The organism is Castellaniella sp., from assembly GCF_034675845.1.
GTDB lineage: Bacteria > Pseudomonadota > Gammaproteobacteria > Burkholderiales > Burkholderiaceae_B > Castellaniella.
On record NZ_JAUCCU010000002.1, the window covers coordinates 169,128 to 189,568 of the forward strand.

General features: G+C 58.2%; 16 protein-coding genes and 1 tRNA gene. 12 read left to right on the forward strand and 5 right to left on the reverse strand.

From position 1 onward, the window contains the following. Positions 1-35 precede the first annotated feature (35 nt). Positions 36-1,976 carry an alkaline phosphatase family protein gene (locus VDP81_RS12400; protein WP_323012500.1) on the reverse strand — a complete coding sequence of 647 codons (1,941 nt, stop codon included), beginning with the start codon at positions 1,974-1,976 and terminating at the stop codon, positions 36-38. A gap of 75 nt (positions 1,977-2,051) precedes the next feature. On the opposite strand from VDP81_RS12400, the gene VDP81_RS12405 reads away from it, so the two are divergent. The 4 genes from VDP81_RS12405 to yaaA all read left to right on the forward strand — a co-directional run bounded on the left by VDP81_RS12405 (position 2,052) and on the right by yaaA (position 5,347). Then, positions 2,052-2,282: a hypothetical protein gene (locus tag VDP81_RS12405; RefSeq protein ID WP_323012501.1), complete on the forward strand. Its 231-nt coding sequence runs from the start codon at positions 2,052-2,054 to the stop codon at positions 2,280-2,282. Between the two features lie 18 nt (positions 2,283-2,300). After that, positions 2,301-3,497 carry an MFS transporter gene (locus VDP81_RS12410; protein ID WP_322997130.1) on the forward strand — a complete coding sequence of 399 codons (1,197 nt, stop codon included), beginning with the start codon at positions 2,301-2,303 and terminating at the stop codon, positions 3,495-3,497. A 307-nt stretch (positions 3,498-3,804) separates the two neighbouring features. Next, a complete protein-coding gene (locus tag VDP81_RS12415) occupies positions 3,805-4,512 on the forward strand; it encodes a TerC family protein (RefSeq protein WP_322997131.1) in 708 nt (235 codons plus the stop codon). Between the two features lie 61 nt (positions 4,513-4,573). After that, positions 4,574-5,347: a peroxide stress protein YaaA gene (gene yaaA, locus VDP81_RS12420; RefSeq protein ID WP_323012758.1), complete on the forward strand. Its 774-nt coding sequence runs from the start codon at positions 4,574-4,576 to the stop codon at positions 5,345-5,347. An 8-nt stretch (positions 5,348-5,355) separates the two neighbouring features. On the opposite strand, the gene VDP81_RS12425 is transcribed toward yaaA, so the two are convergent. After that, a complete protein-coding gene (locus VDP81_RS12425; RefSeq protein ID WP_322997132.1) occupies positions 5,356-7,560 on the reverse strand; it encodes an FUSC family protein in 2,205 nt (734 codons plus the stop codon). Positions 7,561-7,963: 403 nt separating this feature from the next. On the opposite strand from VDP81_RS12425, the gene VDP81_RS12430 reads away from it, so the two are divergent. The 7 genes from VDP81_RS12430 (at position 7,964) to pnp (ending at position 15,711) form a co-directional block, all read left to right on the forward strand. Next, positions 7,964-9,688, forward strand: coding sequence for an acetolactate synthase 3 catalytic subunit (locus tag VDP81_RS12430; protein WP_322997392.1), 1,725 nt, complete (start codon positions 7,964-7,966; stop codon positions 9,686-9,688). Positions 9,689-9,699: 11 nt separating this feature from the next. Further along, positions 9,700-10,191: an acetolactate synthase small subunit gene (gene ilvN, locus VDP81_RS12435; RefSeq protein WP_323012502.1), complete on the forward strand. Its 492-nt coding sequence runs from the start codon at positions 9,700-9,702 to the stop codon at positions 10,189-10,191. A 247-nt stretch (positions 10,192-10,438) separates the two neighbouring features. Next, entirely contained in the window at positions 10,439-11,455 is a 1,017-nt protein-coding gene (gene ilvC / locus VDP81_RS12440; protein WP_322997134.1) for a ketol-acid reductoisomerase, read from the forward strand. 88 nt (positions 11,456-11,543) lie between these two features. After that, entirely contained in the window at positions 11,544-12,224 is a 681-nt protein-coding gene (locus VDP81_RS12445; RefSeq protein ID WP_322997135.1) for a phosphatidylserine decarboxylase, read from the forward strand. Positions 12,225-12,234: 10 nt separating this feature from the next. Next, positions 12,235-13,011, forward strand: coding sequence for a CDP-diacylglycerol--serine O-phosphatidyltransferase (gene pssA / locus VDP81_RS12450; protein WP_323012503.1), 777 nt, complete (start codon positions 12,235-12,237; stop codon positions 13,009-13,011). Between the two features lie 128 nt (positions 13,012-13,139). Continuing rightward, on the forward strand, positions 13,140-13,409 hold the full coding sequence (gene rpsO, locus VDP81_RS12455) for a 30S ribosomal protein S15 (protein ID WP_322997137.1): 270 nt from the start codon (positions 13,140-13,142) through the stop codon (positions 13,407-13,409). A 157-nt stretch (positions 13,410-13,566) separates the two neighbouring features. Further along, positions 13,567-15,711, forward strand: a complete 2,145-nt coding sequence (gene pnp, locus VDP81_RS12460) for a polyribonucleotide nucleotidyltransferase (RefSeq protein WP_322997138.1) — start codon at positions 13,567-13,569, stop codon at positions 15,709-15,711. Positions 15,712-15,818: 107 nt separating this feature from the next. Here the strand turns inward: pnp and VDP81_RS12465 are convergent, their stop codons facing one another. Beyond that, positions 15,819-16,802 carry an NAD(P)H-quinone oxidoreductase gene (locus tag VDP81_RS12465; RefSeq protein WP_323012504.1) on the reverse strand — a complete coding sequence of 328 codons (984 nt, stop codon included), beginning with the start codon at positions 16,800-16,802 and terminating at the stop codon, positions 15,819-15,821. A 57-nt stretch (positions 16,803-16,859) separates the two neighbouring features. Between VDP81_RS12465 and VDP81_RS12470 the strand changes: the two genes are divergently transcribed. Beyond that, positions 16,860-16,949, forward strand: a tRNA-Ser gene (locus VDP81_RS12470). A 156-nt stretch (positions 16,950-17,105) separates the two neighbouring features. On the opposite strand, the gene VDP81_RS12475 is transcribed toward VDP81_RS12470, so the two are convergent. Both VDP81_RS12475 and VDP81_RS12480 read right to left on the reverse strand, forming a co-directional pair. Continuing rightward, a complete protein-coding gene (locus tag VDP81_RS12475) occupies positions 17,106-18,203 on the reverse strand; it encodes a mechanosensitive ion channel family protein (protein WP_323012505.1) in 1,098 nt (365 codons plus the stop codon). A gap of 96 nt (positions 18,204-18,299) precedes the next feature. Then, positions 18,300-20,177 carry a hypothetical protein gene (locus VDP81_RS12480; protein WP_322997141.1) on the reverse strand — a complete coding sequence of 626 codons (1,878 nt, stop codon included), beginning with the start codon at positions 20,175-20,177 and terminating at the stop codon, positions 18,300-18,302. Between the last annotated feature and the right edge of the window lie 264 nt (positions 20,178-20,441).

The window sequence follows — 20,441 nt, forward strand, 5'->3', positions numbered from 1 at the left end:
TCTCGGGGTGTCAGCAGATTGATCGAGGCCTAGCCTCAGTCCGTTGTTTCCGGCAAGAACGCAATGGCCTGATCTGCGCAGATTTGTTCGACTAATTCCGGCTTGCCGTCAGCCGCCAGACAAAGGCGGCCGATGCCGGGCTGATTCAGCAGCCGTTCGCCCCGGGCGGCAGTGGCCGGTTTGCAGGGTTGGATTTCCATGCGTCGCCGCCGGGTCAGCCAGTTCAGCGGGGATTTCGGGGCATACAGCCAGCGGTTCAGACGGTCCAGAATATCCAGCAGCCGGATCGGGAATTGGTTTTTGATGCCGCTGCTGGTGATTTGCCAAATATGCGGTTCGCCGTGACGCTGTGAACGCAGGCGCACGCCATACATGAATGAATAATGCACATCCCCGGACAAAATCACATAGTGGGCGGGGGTCTTGGTGTGGCGAAAAATATTCAGGATGGTATTGGCCGTGCCTGGGTGTGCCATCCAGTTCTCGGCGTCAATCACCAGCGGTCTGCCTATCCAGGTGAATACTTTTTGTACGGCTTCGATCAGTTTCACGCCAAAGACAGGGGTGGGCGAGACAATAATGGCCGAAGGATGATCCAGTAGCTCGGCTTGCAGTTCGCACAGGGATTCCCAATCCATCAGCCCCGATGGCCGATTTGGGCTGCGTTCCGAGCGCCAGCGCCGGGTGCGGGTGTCCAGCACCATCAGGACGGGAGAGGTAGGCAGGCTGTAATGCCAGCTGGGCCATTGCAGCAGGTGCTCGATCAGCATGTCCTGGGCTGCGTTGTCCCGCTTGGCCGACCACTGCTGTGTCAGGTCCAGCGTGGCACCCTGAAAAACATCGGGATTATTGCCCCAGCCCTGGCACAGAAAATACGCGACCAGGGCATTGCCGATGATGCGCCGGGAAAATGGGTGCTGATAGGCGGTTTGTTCCCAGTCGGCTGTCAGGTTCCAGTCATCTGTGATGTCATGGTCGTCAAAAATCATCAAAGTCGGCAGATGCGCCAGCAGGCGCTGGACCTGCGGCAGACCATCGACAAATGCCCGGATAGCGAGCAGTTCACGCTGGTAGCGGGCCAGATCAACGGCAGACAGGTTTTTGGGGGCATCCAGCTGAAGCCGGCGCCATGGCACCGGCGACCAGACAAGCAAGTACATGGCCAGCATTTCCGCCAGCGTAATCAGGTGATTGTCGGCATTGCTGGTCGTGAAGACCGGCTTGCGCGCACCCTCGAAGAATCGGTTGCGCAGGGTACGGTTTTGTGGCGTATCCGGCAGCAGATCATGGCGGTGGTAAAAGCCTGCCGGATGGTCGCGCAACGACTGGCTATTTCCTACGCAGGCCGCCTCCAGCGTCTCGGGGTATAGACCCAGGGCATCGCCCAACTGGTGGATGGCGTGCAGCATAGGGCCGGCCACATCATCTACGTATACCTGGTCACCAGTCAATAACAGGGCACCTGGCCACTGTGCGGGTTCGCCCGTCTGTTGCAGCCAGGCGTCCGCGGTGACCAGGCCGTCCTCGGCGGGATAGTGGGGTTTGCGACAGGACCCATGCAGCACCTGCTGCAGGGTCGGCTGGAGGACGAATCGGGGCAGGGATTGGCCGGTCTGACAGAGGTGCGGCCCCCATTGGGTCACGCTGTGCCAATCATGGGTGCCAGGGGCGGCCCACTGCAGATCATAGGCAATGGCCTGACCCGTCGGCAGATCGGGGGCCGGACCCACATCCAGCAGCTGGATGTGGCAGTGGGTGCCTGCCTGGATGCGGGCGCCTTGTCCCAGCCCGTGCAGGGTATGGCTGACCGCGTCAGGACCATGGGCATACAGGTGCAGGCGCAGTTGTACGGGGTTGCGTGTTGCCAGCCAGATGACAAGGCGCTGAGGCTCCATGCGCCGCAGGATGGGACCGGCCAGAATTTCGTCCTGGATGCCGTCGTGATCAGGTTCTTTCGTGTTGTGCATCAATAGCATGTTAATTTATGCCGAGAGACTTATTGCAATGGCAGGCGGTGCTACACCGCTGGCCTGTTTTTAGGGACGTTTTCTGTGCGTGTCAATTCCTTTGCCCGTCGCGGCAGCCTGCTTTGTATCGTGGCCGTGCTGTCAGGCTGTTCCTGGGGCGGGGATACCTCGGCGTCTGCGGGGCCATGCCGTGCAAACCCCGCCAGTTGCATGTTTGATGGCGCCTACGAACCCGGCGAGCGCGACTATGCCGAACTCGAGGCCCGCCGTCTGAATCAGGCCCAGGCTGAGCGCCTGCGCCGTCTGAAGTTTTAGTCAGGTCGGATTTTTTTCATGTCTGCCGATTATGACGACCATCCTGACCGCCTGTTACGCCTGACCATGACCTTGGTCGGGGCGTTTGCCTTTATCCAGGTTTATTCCATTCAGTCCATCCTGCCCCAACTGCAGTTGGATCTCAACGCGTCGGTGGTCGAGATCGGCAATGCCGTGGGCATGACTGTCCTGGCCGTGGCGCTGGTCTCTCCTTTTGTGGGCATGCTGTCCGATGCGGTTGGGCGCAAATGGTTGATGGTCGGTTCGGTATTCTTACTGGCGATTCCCACTGCCATGATGCCATTGGTGGAATCCGTCCATGGCTTGTTGATTTTGCGTTTCTTGCAGGGGCTGGCCGTGCCAGGGGTGACGGTGGTGGCGGTCGCCTATATAGGCGAGGAATTCCGTGGTTCCACCATGATCCGCATGGTGACCTTGTATGTCTCGGGCTGCGTGCTGGGCGGCTTTGCTGGGCGTTTCCTGATGGGACACCTGACCGAGTTCATGCCTTGGCGCTCGGCTTTTGGCATTATGGCGGTGCTGAATCTGCTGGGGGCGGTGGTGGTCTGGCGGGGCTTGCCGGCATCGCGGCGCTTTGTCGCCAATACCCGTTTCAAATCGAATCTGCAGACGCTGGGCCAGTTGTTGCTCAACCCTTATCTGCAGGCGGCATGTGCGCTGGGCTTTACCGTGCTTTTCATGCTGGTGGCTTTGTTCACCTTCATCAATTTGCACTTGGCCGATGAGCCATTCAATTTCAGCTCTGGCCAGTTGGCCAATATTTTTATTGTCTACCTGCTGGGGGTGATCATGACGCCGCTGGCAGGCCGCATCATTCCTCGCTTTGGGGCGCGGCGCATTATTTTGTCCATGCTGGTTTTGTCTGCGGTGGGGGTGATGCTGACTTTGTCCCAGTCTTCCTGGGTGATTGTGGTCGCGCTGGCCATGGCGGCTTGTGGGGTGTTTGTTACTCAATCGGCCACCATGGGTTTTATTGCTTCGCGCATCACGTATGGGCGTTCGCTGGCCAGCGGACTGTATTACTCGATTTATTATTGTGGCGGTTTTACGGGTGCCTGGCTGTGTGGCATTGCCTACGCCCGGTATGGCTGGTACGGGACGGTGGCTACCTTGCTGGCGGTGCAGGCGGTGGGTGGCTTGATTGCCTGGCGCTTTATTCCGCCGCCGTCCGCGTCGGTGGCCAATTCCCGCTGAGACCGCCTGAAACAACAGCCTGCGGTCTGTTTTTTTTCCCGTATAATCATTCGCTCAAGGGGAGTAGCTCTTTGCCGCGACGTCGTCAATACGGTTGCCTGTTCTACAGGTGCCCGGTGTCCGGGCAGCAGGTGTTCAATACCAGCTGCGAGCAAGACCTTGCCATCTAGTGTCCCATGAAATCGTCGCCGCGCTGCTTTGCTGCCGGGTGCCATGATTGCGTGGGGCTGCTGGGGCAGGGTCCGTCTTTTGCGGAAATGGCCTGGCCCGTAGATGGGTTTACAGGCCATTTTTCTTAAGGACAACCATGATCGAATTTTTTCAGACCCTCAGTTGGGCCGCCGTATTTCAGATCATCTTGATCGATATTCTGCTGGGGGGCGACAATGCCGTGGTGATTGCCCTGGCTTGTCGCAATCTGCAACCCAAGCAACGCATGCAGGGGATTTTGTGGGGCACTGCCGGGGCGATTATTCTCAGGGTGCTGCTGATTGCCTTTGCCCTGACACTGCTGACCGTGCCTTATCTGAAGATTGTCGGGGCTTTGCTGTTGCTGTGGATCGGGGTGAAACTGCTGATTCCCGAGGACGATGCCCATGACAAGATCAAGGGCGGGGGCTCGGTGTGGGCCGCCGTCAAGACCATTCTCGTCGCTGACTTTGTCATGAGCCTGGATAATGTGATTGCGATTGCAGGGGCTGCCCAAAATGCGCACGCTGATCACCAGATCGGCCTGGTGGTATTTGGCCTGCTGGTCAGTGTGCCGATCATCATCTGGGGTAGTACGCTGGTGCTTAAGCTCATCGATCGTTTCCCCTTGGTCGTGACTTTCGGGGCCGCCTTGCTGGGGTGGATTGCCGGGGGCATGCTGATTACCGATGTGGTGGTGGTCGAATATTTCGGTGTGCCTGCGTTTGGCGTGAAAATTGCCGTCGAAGTGCTGGGCGCCGTGCTGGTGGTGCTGCTGGGCAAATGGCTGGCTGGCCGCAAGCTTGCTCGTCAGGCCGCTGCCTGATCCAGGCGCGTATGCCTGCACCGGCTACACTGATTCCATCACCTTGGATGTAGAGATTGATATGTTGATGGTTTTATCGCCCGCTAAAAAGCTGGATTACGATACGCCGGTGCGCACCACGCAACACAGCTTGCCTGTGTTTCCGGCCGATACGCGCGAACTGGTCAAGGTTTTGCAGGCGCAGTCGGCGGGCGATCTTGCCCAGCTCATGAGCCTGTCCGATACCCTGGCCCAGTTGAATGCCGAGCGCTATGCCGCCTGGGTGGATCAACCGGATATTGCCCAGGCGCGCCCTGCGGTGCTGGCCTTCAATGGGGATGTCTACGAGGGCTTGCAGGCGGCTCAGTTGACGGATGATCAACTGGCCTGGGCGCAGGGGCATTTGGCCATTCTTAGCGGTCTGTATGGGGTGCTGCATCCGCTGGACCTGATCCAGCCGCATCGGCTGGAAATGGGCACCCGGTTAAAAACTGCCCGTGGGTTGAATCTATACCAGTTCTGGGGGCCACAGATTGCTCAGGCGTTAAACCGGCGCTTGGCAGAGCAAAGCGGCCAGCCGGTCTTGTTGAATCTGGCGTCTCAGGAATATTTCAAAGCCGTCGATCGCCAGATCCTGAGTGCTCCGGTGGTCGAGTGCGTGTTCCAGAGCGAGAAAAACGGTGTCTGGAAGGTCATCGGCGTGCATGCCAAAAAGGCCCGCGGCCTGATGGCGCGTTATGTGATCGACCAACGCCTGGATCGGATCGAAGGCCTGAAGGACTTCTCGGCGGAAGGTTATGCCTACGCAGCCGCCGAATCTACGCCAGCGCGCCTGATTTTTCGCCGTCCTGCCTGACGGTTTCGTTATGCCTGGGTTGCTGTTGAGCCCAACACCTGCATTTCTTCATTGATTTTTTGGGCGGCTTTAATCATCTGGCGCAGCGGGTAGGCCAGGGTGGCGTGCTTGCCATCGGGGTCAATGACGTTGGGAATATCGGCCTGCAGGCCTGCCAGCAGATGCTGGGTGGCCTGCAGGGCCTGGCGGATGCCTTCGGGCTCGGTCTCCAGTTTTTCCAGAACCGGGATCACGGCGGCGATCTGGGCCGCCAGCGTGTGGTGCTGGATCATCAGACGATTGAGTTCCGGCACGTGTCGCTGGCGTCGTACGGGTTCATCCATCATGCGGTAGAACGCGCTGGAAAAATTGCTGAAGGCAATGTGGACGTTCTTGCGGCATAGCCGCCATTGGGTGTCGGCCTCGTTGAGCTCGGGCAATGCATCCTGTCCCAGATGAAGGCTGCGTCGACAGGTCTGAACCAGGGTCAGGCCGGACTGCAAGAAGGCCAGGTTTGCCTGCAGCAATGTCTGTGCCAGGGTATTCAAGCTGCTGCGCTCCCAAGAGGGCAGAATGTAGCTGCAGCTAAGTGCCAGTACGCAGCCGATCACTGTGTCGGCCAGCCGCTCGCCCACCATGGTATTGGACCCGGGCATCAGGAAATGAAACACCAGCAGCACGAACAGCGTATTGAACATGGCGGCCAGGGTGTAGTTCACCTGGATCAGGCCGTAGCCCAGGATGCTGCAGGTGATCAGGATCAGCAGATAGAGTCTTGGGTCCAAGGCCAGGGAAAACAGCAGTAAGGCGCCGCCGCAGCCAATCAGCGTCCCGACCAGCCGCCAGCCGTTGCGCTGCCGTGTCAGTGCGAAGCCTGGCTTCATGATGATCAGTACTGTCAGGATGATCCAATAGCTGTGGTTTTCCATGCCCGGGTCTACAGAGCGCACCAGGGGGATATGGGTCAGCAAAGTACCTGCGACCATGGACAGTAAGGCGGCAATCGCTACACGCACGGCATAGCGAAACAGCGCGGACTGAGCGTGCAGATTATCCGTCAGCAGGCCCAGCCGCCATTTCTGGCGGGTCAGAAAGCGGTTCAGCGTGCGGTTGGCCTGATCCAGATTGGTGGCATCTTGAGGCATGGGGTTGACCGAGTGATCCGCCATGCGGTCGACCTGACGGGCCATGTTGCGCAGACGCCGCAGAACCTGCACCAGCAGGGCGTAGATTTCGGGTTGGTTTTTGGCCAGGCCGGTTGCGCGCAGTTGTTGCAGTTCGAACTCGAGGGCGCGTAATTCGGCCTTGACGCTGTTGCGTACCCGGGCGTGACGGTTGCGGGCGACATTCAGGGCCAGGCTGGAGAGATTGTCCGACAGTTTTCGCATAGCGTCGCGTACAAACAACAATACGTCGCTGTCAGGCAGCGCCTGACGCAGCGTGGCGTAGTCGGTGTGGGTGGCGACCATGCTGTCCAGCAGGTTCACCATGTCCACGAACAGGTTCAACAATCCCTGGCGCAGCCGATCACCTCGTGTGACCGTGCCGCGAGGGAGTTCCCGCAGCACCATGTCCCGCGCGGATTGGTGGGCGTCGGTCATGACGGCCTGACAGCGAATCAGTCGGCGATAGCTGTCGTCCAGATCCAGATGGATATCGTAGAAACGTGCGCGGCTGGCGATGTAGTCGGCAGTGGCGTACAGGGCCACGGACAGGACTTGCTGTTCTTCGCGGTGCCACAGCACCCGGTGGGCAATGGCGCTGTAGATCAGGTAAAAGGCTCCGCCTAAAAATGAGATGGTCGTATGGTGCAGGACGTCGGCGGGCGTCAGAGGCGTGCGCAGGGTCAGGGTCATGATCAGCAGACAGGCAAAGCCCAGCAGCCCGCCGTGCTTTCCATAGACCGTCAGCATCGAAAACCCGAAACACAGGGCGGGCACCACCAGCCAGATCAGCAGGGTGTGGCTGGCGGCAAGGCCTGTGATGGCAGTGGTGAGAGAACCCAGGCACAGGGCGGCGAACATGCCGTTGATGCCGTAGCGCCGCGGGCCGCCGGGTTGATCCAGAATGGCAACGCAGGCTGCGCCCACCGCCGCCACAAAGCCGTCAGCGGCCCAGCCCAGCAGGCCGGACAAGACCAGGGCAGGCAGCAAGACACCCACAGCCTGGCGTAGGCCGCCAAAAAAATAATGGCTGTAAAAAAAGCGCTGCCATTGTGGCGTAAGTGACGTCATGCAGCCAAAATCCGGGAAATCAGCGAGGTCTTGGCAGTATAAAGGAACACAAAGCGGCCTTAGCGCTTGCGGCCTATGTTGCAACGCGGTAAATTAAGCCTTCGACGTACCCCATCGCGGTGCGTCGATGTGGCGAAACCTCCGGGTCACACACCCGGTTTTTTTCGCCTTTCGATTTTATGTCCCGGGATGCACCACAAGCGCCATCCAGGACGTCCATTTCCACCACAATGCGCCAGATGGCGCGCGTGTGTCACATCAAGGGGTGCAGGCTGGCCCCGTAATGTATCCGGGCACAGCGGTTCCGTGAACTGCCTAGCGTCGGATTATGTTGCGGTTTTCCAGGTCTGGCCCAGGCTGCCAATAGGCCGCTTGGTGTGCGGCACAGGTCACGAAAGGAATTATCATGGAACTCAATGGCGCCGACATCGTCGTGCGTTGTCTGATCGAGGAAGGCGTAGACCACGTGTTTGGCTACCCTGGTGGTGCAGTCCTCTATATCTACGACGCGCTCTACAAGCAAGACAAATTTCAGCACGTTCTCGTGCGACACGAGCAGGCTGCGGTTCACGCAGCGGATGCCTATTCCCGATCCTCTGACAAAATCGGTGTCTGTCTGGTGACCAGCGGCCCGGGCGTCACCAATGCGATCACCGGCATCGCCACCGCCTACATGGACTCCATTCCCATGGTGATCCTCAGCGGTCAGGTGCCTACCCACGCAATCGGCCAGGATGCCTTCCAGGAATGCGATACCGTGGGCATTACACGGCCCTGCGTCAAACATAATTTTCTGGTGCGTGACGTCAAGGATCTGGCCGAGACCATGCGTCGTGCCTTTTATATTGCACGCTCCGGCAGGCCCGGCCCTGTCCTGGTGGATATTCCGAAGGACGTGTCCGTCGCTACCTGCAAATACAGCCCGAAGCGCGGGCCTACGCAGCTGCGCTCTTATGCGCCAGTCACCAAGGGCCACCAGGGTCAGATCAAAAAAGCCGTGCAGATGCTGCTGGCAGCCGAGCGCCCCATGATTTATGCCGGGGGCGGGGTGGTGTTGGCCAATGCGGCTGACGAACTGCGCAAGCTGGTCCGCATGACCGGGGCGCCTTGCACCACCACGCTGATGGGGCTCGGGGCCTTGCCGGGTACCGACGAGAAATTCCTCGGCATGCCGGGCATGCATGGCACCTACGAAGCCAATATGTCCATGCAGAATTGCGATGTGCTGTTGGCGATTGGCGCACGTTTCGATGATCGCGTGATTGGCAACCCAAAACACTTTGCCCAAGTGGCGCACAAAATCATCCACATAGATATCGACCCCTCGTCGATTTCCAAGCGCGTGCGGGTGGATGTGCCCATTGTGGGGGATGTGCGCGACGTGCTGCAGGATCTGATCGGCCTGTATGCCCAGACCCTGGCCGAACAAAACGCCAACGAGCAGCGATTGGATGCCTGGTGGCAGCAAATCGAAGCCTGGCGGTCTCGCAAATGTCTGGATTACGAAAACTCCGACAGCGTCATCAAGCCTCAGTATGTGGTGCAAAAACTGTGGGAAGTTACGCGTGGTCAGGCCTTTGTGACGTCCGATGTGGGTCAGCACCAGATGTGGGCGGCGCAGTACTACCCGTTCCCGGAACCCCGCCGTTGGATCAATTCCGGTGGGCTGGGCACCATGGGGGTCGGCTTGCCTTTCGCCATGGGTGTGCAGATGGCCAATCCGGATCGTGATGTGGCCGTGATCACCGGCGAGGGTTCCATTCAGATGAATATCCAGGAACTCTCCACCTGCAGCCAGTACCGCCTGACACCAAAGGTGTTGTGCCTGAACAATCGTTATCTGGGCATGGTGCGCCAGTGGCAAGAAATCGAATATGGTTCGCGTTATTCCGAATCCTATGTCGATGCTTTGCCGGATTTCGTCAAACTCGTCGAAAGCTATGGCCATGTCGGCATGCGCATTGAAAAACCTGCCGATGTCGAGCCCGCTATTCGGGAAGCCTTCACTAAATACAAGGATCGCCTGGTTTTCATGGATTTCATCACGGATCAGACCGAAAACGTCTGGCCCATGGTCAAGGCAGGCCGAGGCCTGACTGAAATGCTGTTGGGCGCCGAGGATCTGTGAGGGGATAAACCATGAAACACGTCATTTCCGTATTGTTGGAGAACGAACCCGGTGCCTTGTCGCGGGTGGTGGGTTTGTTTTCGGCGCGCGGCTATAACATCGAAACCTTGACCGTGGCGCCCACCGAGGACGTCACGCTGTCGCGCATGACCATTGTGACGGTGGGCTCTGACGAGATCATCGAACAGATCACCAAACACCTGAATCGCCTGGTGGATGTGGTCAAGGTCGTGGATCTGTCCGAAGGTCCGCACGTAGAGCGCGAGCTGATGCTGATCAAGGTTCGCGCCGTGGGCAGAGAGCGCGACGAGATGAAGCGCATGGCGGAAATTTTCCGCGGGCGCATCATTGATGTCACCGACAAGACCTACACCATTGAACTGACTGGCGTGCAAGAAAAAATTGCTGCCTTTATCGGGGCGCTGGACCGCAGCGCCATCCTGGAGACTGTCCGTACCGGCGTTTCTGGGGTGGGCCGCGGCGAACGCGTTCTGAAGCTGTAATACAAAAACATGCCCCCCGCGCTGCGCCTTTGGCTTGCTGCCCCCCCAAGGGGGGTGCATTTTGCCTTGGGGCGGCCCGGCGGCAAAACATGCCCCCCACGCTGCGCCTTTGGCTTGCTGCCCCCCCAAGGGGGTGCATTTTGCCTTGGGGCGGCCCGGCGGCAAAACATGCCCCCCACGCTGCGCCTTTGGCGGGGGTGGCAAAACCCTCTCTCTTAAGAATTAAATAATCCAACGGAGTTTTTACATGAACGTTTTTTACGACAAAGACTGCGATCTGTCCCTCATTAAAGGTAAGCAGGTTGCCATCATCGGTTATGGCTCTCAAGGCCATGCCCACGCGCTGAATCTGCATGAGTCCGGCGTGCATGTCACGGTGGGCCTGCGCAAGGGCGGGGCATCCTGGAAAAAGGCCGAAAACGCAGGCCTGACCGTCAAGGAAGTCGCCGAGGCCGTGAAGACCGCCGATGTGGTCATGATGCTGTTGCCCGACGAAAATATCGGCCAGGTCTATCGCACCCAGGTTGCCGATAATCTGAAGGCAGGCGCTGCGCTGGCTTTTGCTCATGGTTTTAACGTGCATTACGGCCAGGTCGTGCCGCGTGCCGATATCGACGTCATCATGATTGCCCCGAAGGCTCCGGGCCATACCGTGCGCAATACCTACACCCAGGGTGGCGGCGTGCCGCACCTGATTGCTGTGCACCAGGACGTATCCGGCAAGGCCCGCGATCTGGCTCTGTCCTATGCCATGGGCAATGGCGGCGGTCGTGCCGGCATCATCGAGACCAACTTCCGCGAAGAAACCGAAACCGATCTGTTCGGCGAACAGGCTGTGCTGTGCGGCGGTACGGTCGAACTCATCAAGGCCGGGTTCGAAACCTTGGTGGATGCTGGCTATGCCCCGGAAATGGCTTACTTCGAATGCCTGCACGAACTGAAGCTGATCGTCGATCTGATCTACGAAGGCGGCATCGCCAACATGAACTACTCGATCTCGAACAACGCGGAATATGGCGAGTACGTGACCGGCCCGCGCGTGGTGACCGATGAAACCCGTGCCGCGATGCGCCAGTGCCTGGCCGACATTCAGTCTGGTGTCTATGCCAAGAACTTCATCCTGGAAAACGCCGCCGGCGCACCGGAACTCATCTCGCGTCGCCGCATCAACGCCGAGTCCCAGATCGAGCAGGTCGGCAGCAAGCTGCGCGCCATGATGCCTTGGATCGCAGCCAATAAGCTGGTCGATCAGTCGAAGAACTGATCCTGTTACCGGTTCAGTGCCTTAAACCGTCATTCCTGCTATTGCGGGAATGACGGTTGTTTGATTGTGGGTTATCCTTGCGCCTACCATGAAAATCCCTCCTTATCCGCATCCCCGTATTGCCCGTGAAGGCTGGGGCATCCTGGCAGGTAGCCTGGTGGTGGCCTTATTGGTCACTCTTTGGTCCGGCTGGGTCTCCATTCCTTTTTGGGTGTTTGCGCTGTTTGCGCTACAGTTTTTCCGAGATCCGGCGCGTTCGGCCCCGGATGGCGACTTGCTGGTGCTCAGTCCAGCCGATGGCCGTATTGTGTGCGTCGAAGATGCGCCAGATCCTTATGCCGATGGTCGACAGACACTGAAGATCAGCGTTTTCATGAATGTATTCAATGTGCATTCCAATCGCGCGCCGGTGGATGGCAAGGTCCAGTCCATTACCTATTTTCCCGGTAAGTTCTTCAATGCAGCCCTGGACAAGGCCTCGCTGGAAAACGAACGCAACGCCATGGTGATACAGACCCCCCAGGGGCACATTGTCACGGCGGTGCAGGTAGCCGGCTTGGTAGCCAAGCGCATCCTCTGCCATGCGCAGGTCCAGCAGACCCTGTATGCAGGCCAGCGTTACGGCTTTATCCGGTTTGGTTCGCGGGTGGACGTATACTTGCCCCCAGGATCACGGCCCCGGGTAGCCATTGGCGATAAGGTACAAGCCACCAGCACGGTGCTGGCCGTGTTGCCCGAGGCACACAGCCATGAACAATCACCAGCCTGATACCCCTCCTATGCCTGACGAAAGACAGCGTCGCCGCAGCATTTACCTGCTGCCCAACGCCTTTACTACTGCCAACCTGTTCGCCGGCTTCTATGCCGTGGTGCAGTCCATGAACCAGCACTTCGAAGTCGCAGCCATTGCGATCTTTCTGGCCATGGTCTTTGACAGCATGGATGGGCGGGTGGCGCGCTTGACCAACACCCAGTCCGCCTTTGGCGAGCAATACGACTCCCTGGCCGATATGCTGTCCTTCGGTATGGCACCAGCGCTGGTCATGTATCAATGGTCCTTGCAGGGGTTGGGGCGCTGGGGCTGGCTGGCTGCATTCATTTATGTGGCCGGTGCGGCGTTGCGCCTGGCGCGCTTCAATGCCAATATCGGGAAAGTCGATAAACAATATTTCCAGGGTCTGCCCAGCCCAGCTGCGGCAGCGCTGGTGGCGGGCTTTGTCTGGTTGTCGGTGGACAACAAACTCTCATTGTCGGATGGGGTCATCCCCTGGGCCGCCTTTGCCATGACGGTTTATGCCGGGGTGGCCATGGTGTCCAATGCGCCGTTTTTTAGCGGAAAATCCTTTGCCCTCGGCCGTAGCGTACCGTTTTGGATGCTGCTATTGGTGGTGGCTGTATTTGTGTTCGTCTCCAGCGATCCACCTGTGGTGCTGTTTTTCCTATTTGTGCTCTACAGCCTGTCTGGGTGGTTTGTCTGGGTGTGGCGGCTACGCCGGGCGCGTCGCCTGGGTCAGCGCATGCGGGCCGAAGCCGAAGAACACTCAACTGAGAAATAGCCGCTTGGGCCTGGCGCGGTATGGCATGATTCGCGCTATAATGCACGACACGCCATATTTTGCGTGGCGTTTTCATCCCACGGCAGCGCACCTCGGTGCTGCCGCATGTCTTCGAGGTTTTAAATAGCATGTCTGTTGCAGAAATCATCAAGTCCGATATCGTTGCGCAATTCCAGCGCGCTGCTGGCGATACAGGGTCTCCTGAAGTCCAGGTCGCTCTGCTGACCGCCCGCATCAACGAACTCACGGGTCACTTCAAAACCCACAAAAAAGACCATCACTCGCGTCGTGGCCTGCTGCGCATGGTCAGCCGCCGCCGCAAGCTTCTGGACTACCTGAAGGGTCGTAACCCGGATGCCTACCGCGCCCTGATCGAAAAGCTCGGTCTGCGCAAATAATGCCTGGGGACTTCGATCCCCTAGTTCGAGCCGTGCACGCTGCCGCTTTGCCCGCAGCGTGCGCGGCTTTTTGTCATGGATCGCCAGAATTGTTCCCCATCCGTGGTGGGTGGGGGCGGGCGTGTGCCCGCAGGCGGCCCTTTTATAGGATTAAAAAATGTTCAATAAAGTGAGCAAGTCTTTCCAGTACGGCCAGCATACTGTCGTGCTGGAAACTGGCGAAATGGCCCGTCAGGCCTCTGGTGCCGTGCTGGTGACTGTGGATGATACCGTCGTCCTGGCCTCTGTCGTGGCTGCCCGCACCGCAAAATCCGGCCAGGACTTCTTCCCCCTGACCGTGGATTATGTCGAAAAAACCTATGCCGCCGGCAAGATCCCGGGCGGCTTCTTCAAGCGCGAAGGCAAGCCCTCCGAAAAAGAAACGCTGACCTCCCGCCTGATTGACCGCCCCCTGCGTCCGTTGTTTCCCGAAGGTTTTTACAACGATGTCCAGGTCATCATCCACACCGTCTCAGTAAACCCGGAAATCGACCCTGACATCCCCGCCTTGATCGGTGCGTCGGCTGCGCTGGCGATTTCGGGCATTCCTTTTGGCGGGCCTGTGGGCGCCGCCCGTGTGGGGTATATCGATGGTCAATATGTGCTGAACCCCAGCACCACCCAGCTGCGTGAGCAATCCCAGCTGGACTTGGTGGTGGCAGGGACCGAGGCCGCCGTTCTGATGGTTGAATCCGAGGCGCAGCAACTGCCCGAGGACATCATGCTGGGTGCTGTGGTGTTTGGCCACGAACAAATGCAGGCTTGCATCAATGCCATTCACGATCTGGTCGCCGAAGCTGGTAAGCCCGAGTGGGATTGGCAAGCTGCCCCGCGCAACGAAGTGCTGGTCACGGCTGTGCGCAGCGCCGCCTTTGATGCCCTGACGGCTGTTTATCAGGTGCGTAACAAACAAGAACGCACCGCTCAATTGCGCCAGGTCTATGCCGACGTCAAATCCAAGCTGGCCGAACACGCGGCTGCCCGAGGCGACGCTGCCCCCGACCACGTCGAAGTCGAAAACATGCTGTTCGCGCTTGAATCCGAAATCGTGCGCGGCCAGGTCCTGAATGGCGAGCCCCGTATCGACGGGCGCGATACCCGCACGGTGCGTCCCATCAGCATTCGTCTGGGCGTGTTGCCGCGCGCCCACGGTTCGGCTCTGTTTACTCGGGGCGAGACTCAGGCGCTGGTGGCCACCACGTTGGGTACCAAGCAAGACGAACAAATCATTGATTCCATCATGGGCGAATACCGTGATCGTTTCATGCTGCACTACAATATGCCGCCGTTTGCCACCGGTGAAACGGGCCGTTTCGGAGTGCCGAAACGTCGTGAAATCGGCCATGGCCGTCTGGCCAAGCGCGCCTTGCTGCCGCTGTTGCCCAGTCCCGAAGACTTCCAGTACACCCTGCGCCTGGTCTCCGAGATTCTGGAGTCCAATGGTTCATCCTCGATGGCGTCGGTCTGCGGCGGTAGCCTGTCCATGATGGACGCAGGTGTGCCGGTCAAGGATCACGTGGCCGGGGTGGCCATGGGTCTGATCAAGGAAGGCGGTAAATTCGCCGTGCTGACCGATATTCTGGGTGATGAAGATCACCTGGGCGATATGGACTTCAAGGTCACCGGCACCGTCACGGGCATCACCGCTTTGCAAATGGATATCAAGATCCAGGGCATCACCAAGGAAATCATGCAGGTGGCCCTGGCCCAGGCGCGCGAAGGCCGTCTGCACATCCTGGAAAAAATGCGCGAGGCCATCGATGGTTCGCGTACCGAGCTGTCTGATTTTGCCCCGCGCATGTTGCGCATCAAGATCAACCCGGAAAAAATCCGTGATGTGATCGGCAAGGGTGGTGCCACCATCCGTGCCCTGACCGAGGAAACCGGTTGCCAGATCGACATCAGCGACGATGGCAACATCACCATCGCCAGTGCCGACCTGGACCGTGCCCACGAAGCCGAGCGCCGCATCAAGGAACTGACCGCTGATGTCGAAGTCGGCCAGGAATACCAGGGTACGGTTCAGCGTCTGCTGGATTTCGGCGCCATTGTGCAGGTGCTGCCAGGCCGTGATGGTCTGCTGCATATTTCCGAAATCGCCAACTACCGCATCGCGGACATCAACGACGTGCTGAAGGTCGGCCAGTCGGTGCGTGTCAAGATCCTGGAAGCCGACGACCGTGGCCGTCTGCGTCTGTCGGTCAAAGCCATTGGCGGCATCGAAGCCCAGGGCGGCCCTGCCGCTCCCGGCGCAGCCGAGTAATCCCACAGTTTGATCCGCCTGTTTTCAGGATAGGCGGGCCAGCGGTGCTGCGTGTATGCAAAACGCCCCATTGATTGGGGCGTTTTGCATGATGGCGGCGGAAGGTATCAGTTATCCAGGGTCAGCACGATTTTGCCGATCTGTTCGCCTGCGTCCATCATGGCATGTGCCTTGGAGGCTTCGACCAGGGGGAAGGTGGCGTAGATCTGTGGCTTGATGGTGCCGGCCGACAGCAATGGCCAGACCCGCTGTTGCAGTGCCTGGGCAATGGCGGCCTTGAAGGCCACGGGCCGAGACCGCAGCGTGGACCCGGTGATGGTCAGGCGTCGCGCCATCACCTGCCAGCAGTTCATGCTGCCGTGGGCACCGCCCAGCTGGGCAATCATCACCAGGCGGCCATCGTCGGCCAAGGCCTTCAGGTTGCGCGGCAGATAGTCGCCCGCCACCATGTCCAGGATGACGTCCACCCCGCGATTGTCCGTCAGGCCATGGATTTCCTGGACGAAGTCCTGGGTGCGGTAATTAATGCCCTTGGTGCAGCCAATGGCCTCGATGGCCTGGACCCTGTCCTGGCTGCCTGCCGTGGCATATACAGTGTGTCCGAATGCGTGGGCCAGGGTGATGGCCGTGGTACCGATGCCGCTGGCCCCGCCATGCACCAGCAGGGTTTCGCCTGGGGATAGCTGCCCTCGGTCGAAGACATTGCTCCAGACCGTGAAATAGGTTTCAGGCAGGGCGGCTGCCTCGATCATGGACAGCCCCTGGGGCACTGGCAGGCATTGTGCTGCGGGCGCCACGCAGTATTGCGCGTAGCCGCCCCCCGCAACCAGGGCGCAGACTTCGTCACCCAGTCGCAGCCCTGCGGATTGGGGATCGCCACCTACGATATGACCGGCGATTTCCAGTCCCGGTAAATCCGAGACCCCTGCCGGTGGCGGATAGCTGCCTTGGCGCTGGAATACGTCGGGACGATTGACGCCGGCGGCGGCAACTTCGATCAGAACTTCGCCTGGGCCGGGGATCGGGGTAGGGCGGTCTGTCAGGCACAGAACATCGGGGCCGCCGGGCTGGGTAATCTGAATCGCTTTCATGGGGGGCTCCTGTGGTAAGCAAACTGAATTATGCGCTACACTTACGGCCTTCACCGTGGAAGCGTGCCAGAGCGGTTGAATGGACCGGTCTTGAAAACCGGCGATGGGGTGACCTATCCGTGAGTTCGAATCTCACCGCTTCCGCCAAAATCTTTTTAAAATCAACAAATTGCAGAGATTTTAAAAATTGATACCAGATAAAAACTCACATCAATCAGGTGTCATACTCCATCACCCGCTATGGTGTCAGCGGCAGCCCATAGGCAGCGCATCGGCGACATCATCCACATGAATCATGGCAGATCATGCCTCGGGTAATCGCGGCGGCGTCTTGTCGTGCAGATGGATGGTGCTGGTTGGCAGGATCAGCGTGCAATTGTGCGACAGGGCGATGTCGGCCAGGCCCAGCATCAGGGTCTGCTTGGCTTTCATGAAGTCCGCAAAGGGCACGAACTGGCCAGGTGGGTCGGCCTGCACCCAGGCGTACAACATCAGCTTCAGTGCCCGGTCCCCAAAGCTATCGAACTGAAAAACAAAATACTTCAGATTGGTCTGCGCTTCCAGGAAACGGTTGCCTTCGCTGATGATATCGCGCACTTTGTTGTAGTCTTCGTAGCGCAACAAGATGTTTTCATTAATTGTGCGATGGCTCAGGCGCGAGTGATTCACCATATTGGATGAATTGAACAGCGCATTGGGCACATACAGGGGTTTGCCATTCCAGCCCAGAACCTTGGTTGCCCGCCAGCCGATGGTCTGCACGGTGCCGGCCAGATCGGTGCCCGGAAAGACAATGTCTTCGCCGATCTTGAAGATGCGGCTGGCGTAGATGGTCAGCCCCCCCAGCAGATTGGCCACCAGGGTCTGGGCGGCAAAGCCCGCCGCGATCCCGGCAGCGCCGCCAAATGCCAGCAGGCTGGCCAGGGGGATATTCAGCTGCTGCAGGATGGCAATGGCGGCAAAAATCAGGACGAAGGCCCAGGCGATCTTGGCCAGTGCGTCAATGGCGGTCTGGTCGGTTTCCTGTTGCTGGCTTTGGATGTAGGCCAGATAGTTGTTCTTTGAGTATTCCACAAAGCGCAGCACGAACCAAGCCAGGATGACGACGCTGAGAATATCAACAGTGGGCGCGATGATCTGGTCAAGCAAGGGTTGCTTGTTGATCGGCAGCATTTTTCGGCGGATGATCTCCAGGCACAGCAGCCAGATGGCCGTGCGCAAGGGGGCATCCAGCGATGCCAGCAAGGCATGCCGCCAGACATGCTGGCCAGGCTGCAGTTTTTTCAGGCGCCACCCGAAGAACCAGTGCAGCGCCCTGTTGAGCACCAGGGTGATCAACAGGGCGACAATCGGAAATATCCAGATGTTTTTTTCGATGATTTCGCTCAGTTCCTGTTCCATGTGCATCAAATTGTTGGTGGCTGAAATGGCTAGAGTCCTGTCTGCTGTGACTGTCAGTCACGCAGACAGGACTCTAGGGTACAGAAAAACTCTGGACTATTCCATGTAGTCTACTGGCTTAGGGAAGCTCAGATAGTTTTTCGTCAGTTGCTTTTCTCTTTGTTGGTTGGGGTTGGCATTGCTGCACCAATCATCCGATTTCGGGTGCTTTTCGCCGCTGGGCGTGGTGACCAAGCAGGATGTCTTATCCACCAGGCCTGATTTATTGGCTGGGCACTGCGAAGGATTCATGTCTTCCGTGCAAGGCGAAAACTTGGTATTGACCTTGATCGAATACTGGTTGTCAGCCATATCCGTGAAGCGCACCCGGATGGGATAGGAAGGAACTGTCCCCACCCGGAAACCGGAAATCTGGATATTTTCCGGCATCAGTACGTCCTGCTTATTGAGTGTGCAATCAGGGTCGTCAGCATCTTGTTGGTATGCACAGACGCCATATTTTTTCAGCAGGGCTTCATTGATGTTTTCAACTTTACTCGGAGGCACCCCGATTGCCAGGGTAAAACCATCGGCATAGTTGAACTGCTGCTCATTTTCCAGCCCCTTGGGTCCGCCCACCGTGAAGATCAAGCCATCGCCCAGCTCACTCATGAACCCCACAGCGTCATCCACCGAAAACCCATAGGCATTCATGTCCAGGCTGTCGTGGATGAGCCGGACATAGGGATTGAACAGCAGATCAGGGTTTTGTCTGACTTCGGCCTGTTGGTAGTTATATTGCAATTGATGAATATACATGGCTTGGATCTGGGCATGATCCCATCCCGGTATCGTTGTTTTATCCAGGGGGTTGCTGTGCGCGTCACAGCCTTCATTAAAGGGCACCCAGCCGTAGATGTGCATCATGGCTTCCCAGAAATTGAATGTGGGCTTCAGGGGGGTACTCGCCTTGCACTGTTTTTTGTCGTACATGGCCAGGTAGTTTTGGTGGTTCTGTGCAAAAAATTGCTTGACTGCGGTTAGTTGTTCCCGCAGCTGCGGAGAACACGAGACTGATGCAGTGACATAGGCGCTTAGGTCTTCGCCTGACCAATCCACACAAGACCCCCAAAGGTTTTGTACCCGCTGCACGGCTTTTTCATAGTGCAGTGCAGCTTTTTCCGCATCGGTGCATTGACCGTTGATGCATTTCAGAACGGTCAGCACGGGGGGATAGCCGCCAGTGGGTTTCACCGGCACGACATCATCCGGGGGTAGGGTGCCCGAGCGTTGGGCAAAAATATTGTATCCCCCAGGCAGTTTCAAAACATCCAGGTTATAGACTGGCCAGCCTTCGCCTGTGGCGGGATTGGCCAGAAAGGCCGCCAATTGATTCCTGAAGGTGGCCAGGGGCTGGGCCGACCCGCTGTATCCGATATAAGGATTGTTTTTTGGGCCAATCGCCACCGGCATGTAGACGTGGTCCACATAAGAAATGTTATAGCCCACGTTTTCCGGGTTCAGCAGGCGTTTCTTCTGACCATTGGGGATAATGGAGGCCCCAAACGTGTATTCGGACAGCTGGGCATAGGTATTTTCAGGAAACTGTACATCGCTGGCGTATGTGCTCAGGCGGCATGCTGTGTTTTGCCCTTGGCATGCCACGTCGCCGGGGGTGCTGATCCCATTATCCGCCGGGTCGCGCAGCCTGTCGTTGCGGTCGGCCAGTACCACCCGTCCGCCATTCCACCAGGTGATATAGCGTTGTGGGGATAGCTCGCTGTACAGCGGCAGCGTGATGGTCACCGACGAGTTGGGCGGGATGCCTTCGCCTTCGTTGATATAAAGCTTATAGGCATATTCTGTCGGATAGGGTTCAGTGGTGCGAAAACATCCCTGTATCCATTCATTGACGGCATTTTTGCTGGTGGCCAATACCGGATAGATTGTACCCACGGAATTATTGTGGATGGTGATGGTTTTTGCCGATACCATCACAGTGTTGCCCTCGTAGTCTTTGCAGGCGGTTCCTAGAGCCGTCGGTGGGCCTCCTACCATAGGGAGGGCGCTATCGCCTACCGTCGAGCCGCTGCCACCGCTGTCGCAGGCTGCCAAAATGAGAGTCAGTGCCAGTGAGCCCGCAGTGCGCCATATTGGCGCTGAGGCAGATCGGTTCGTTTTAAAAGTGTTTGAGCAAGCCATTTTCAATATCCTCAAGGACGTTTGAAAATTATAAAAATCCGTTGCTCTTGTGTCGCC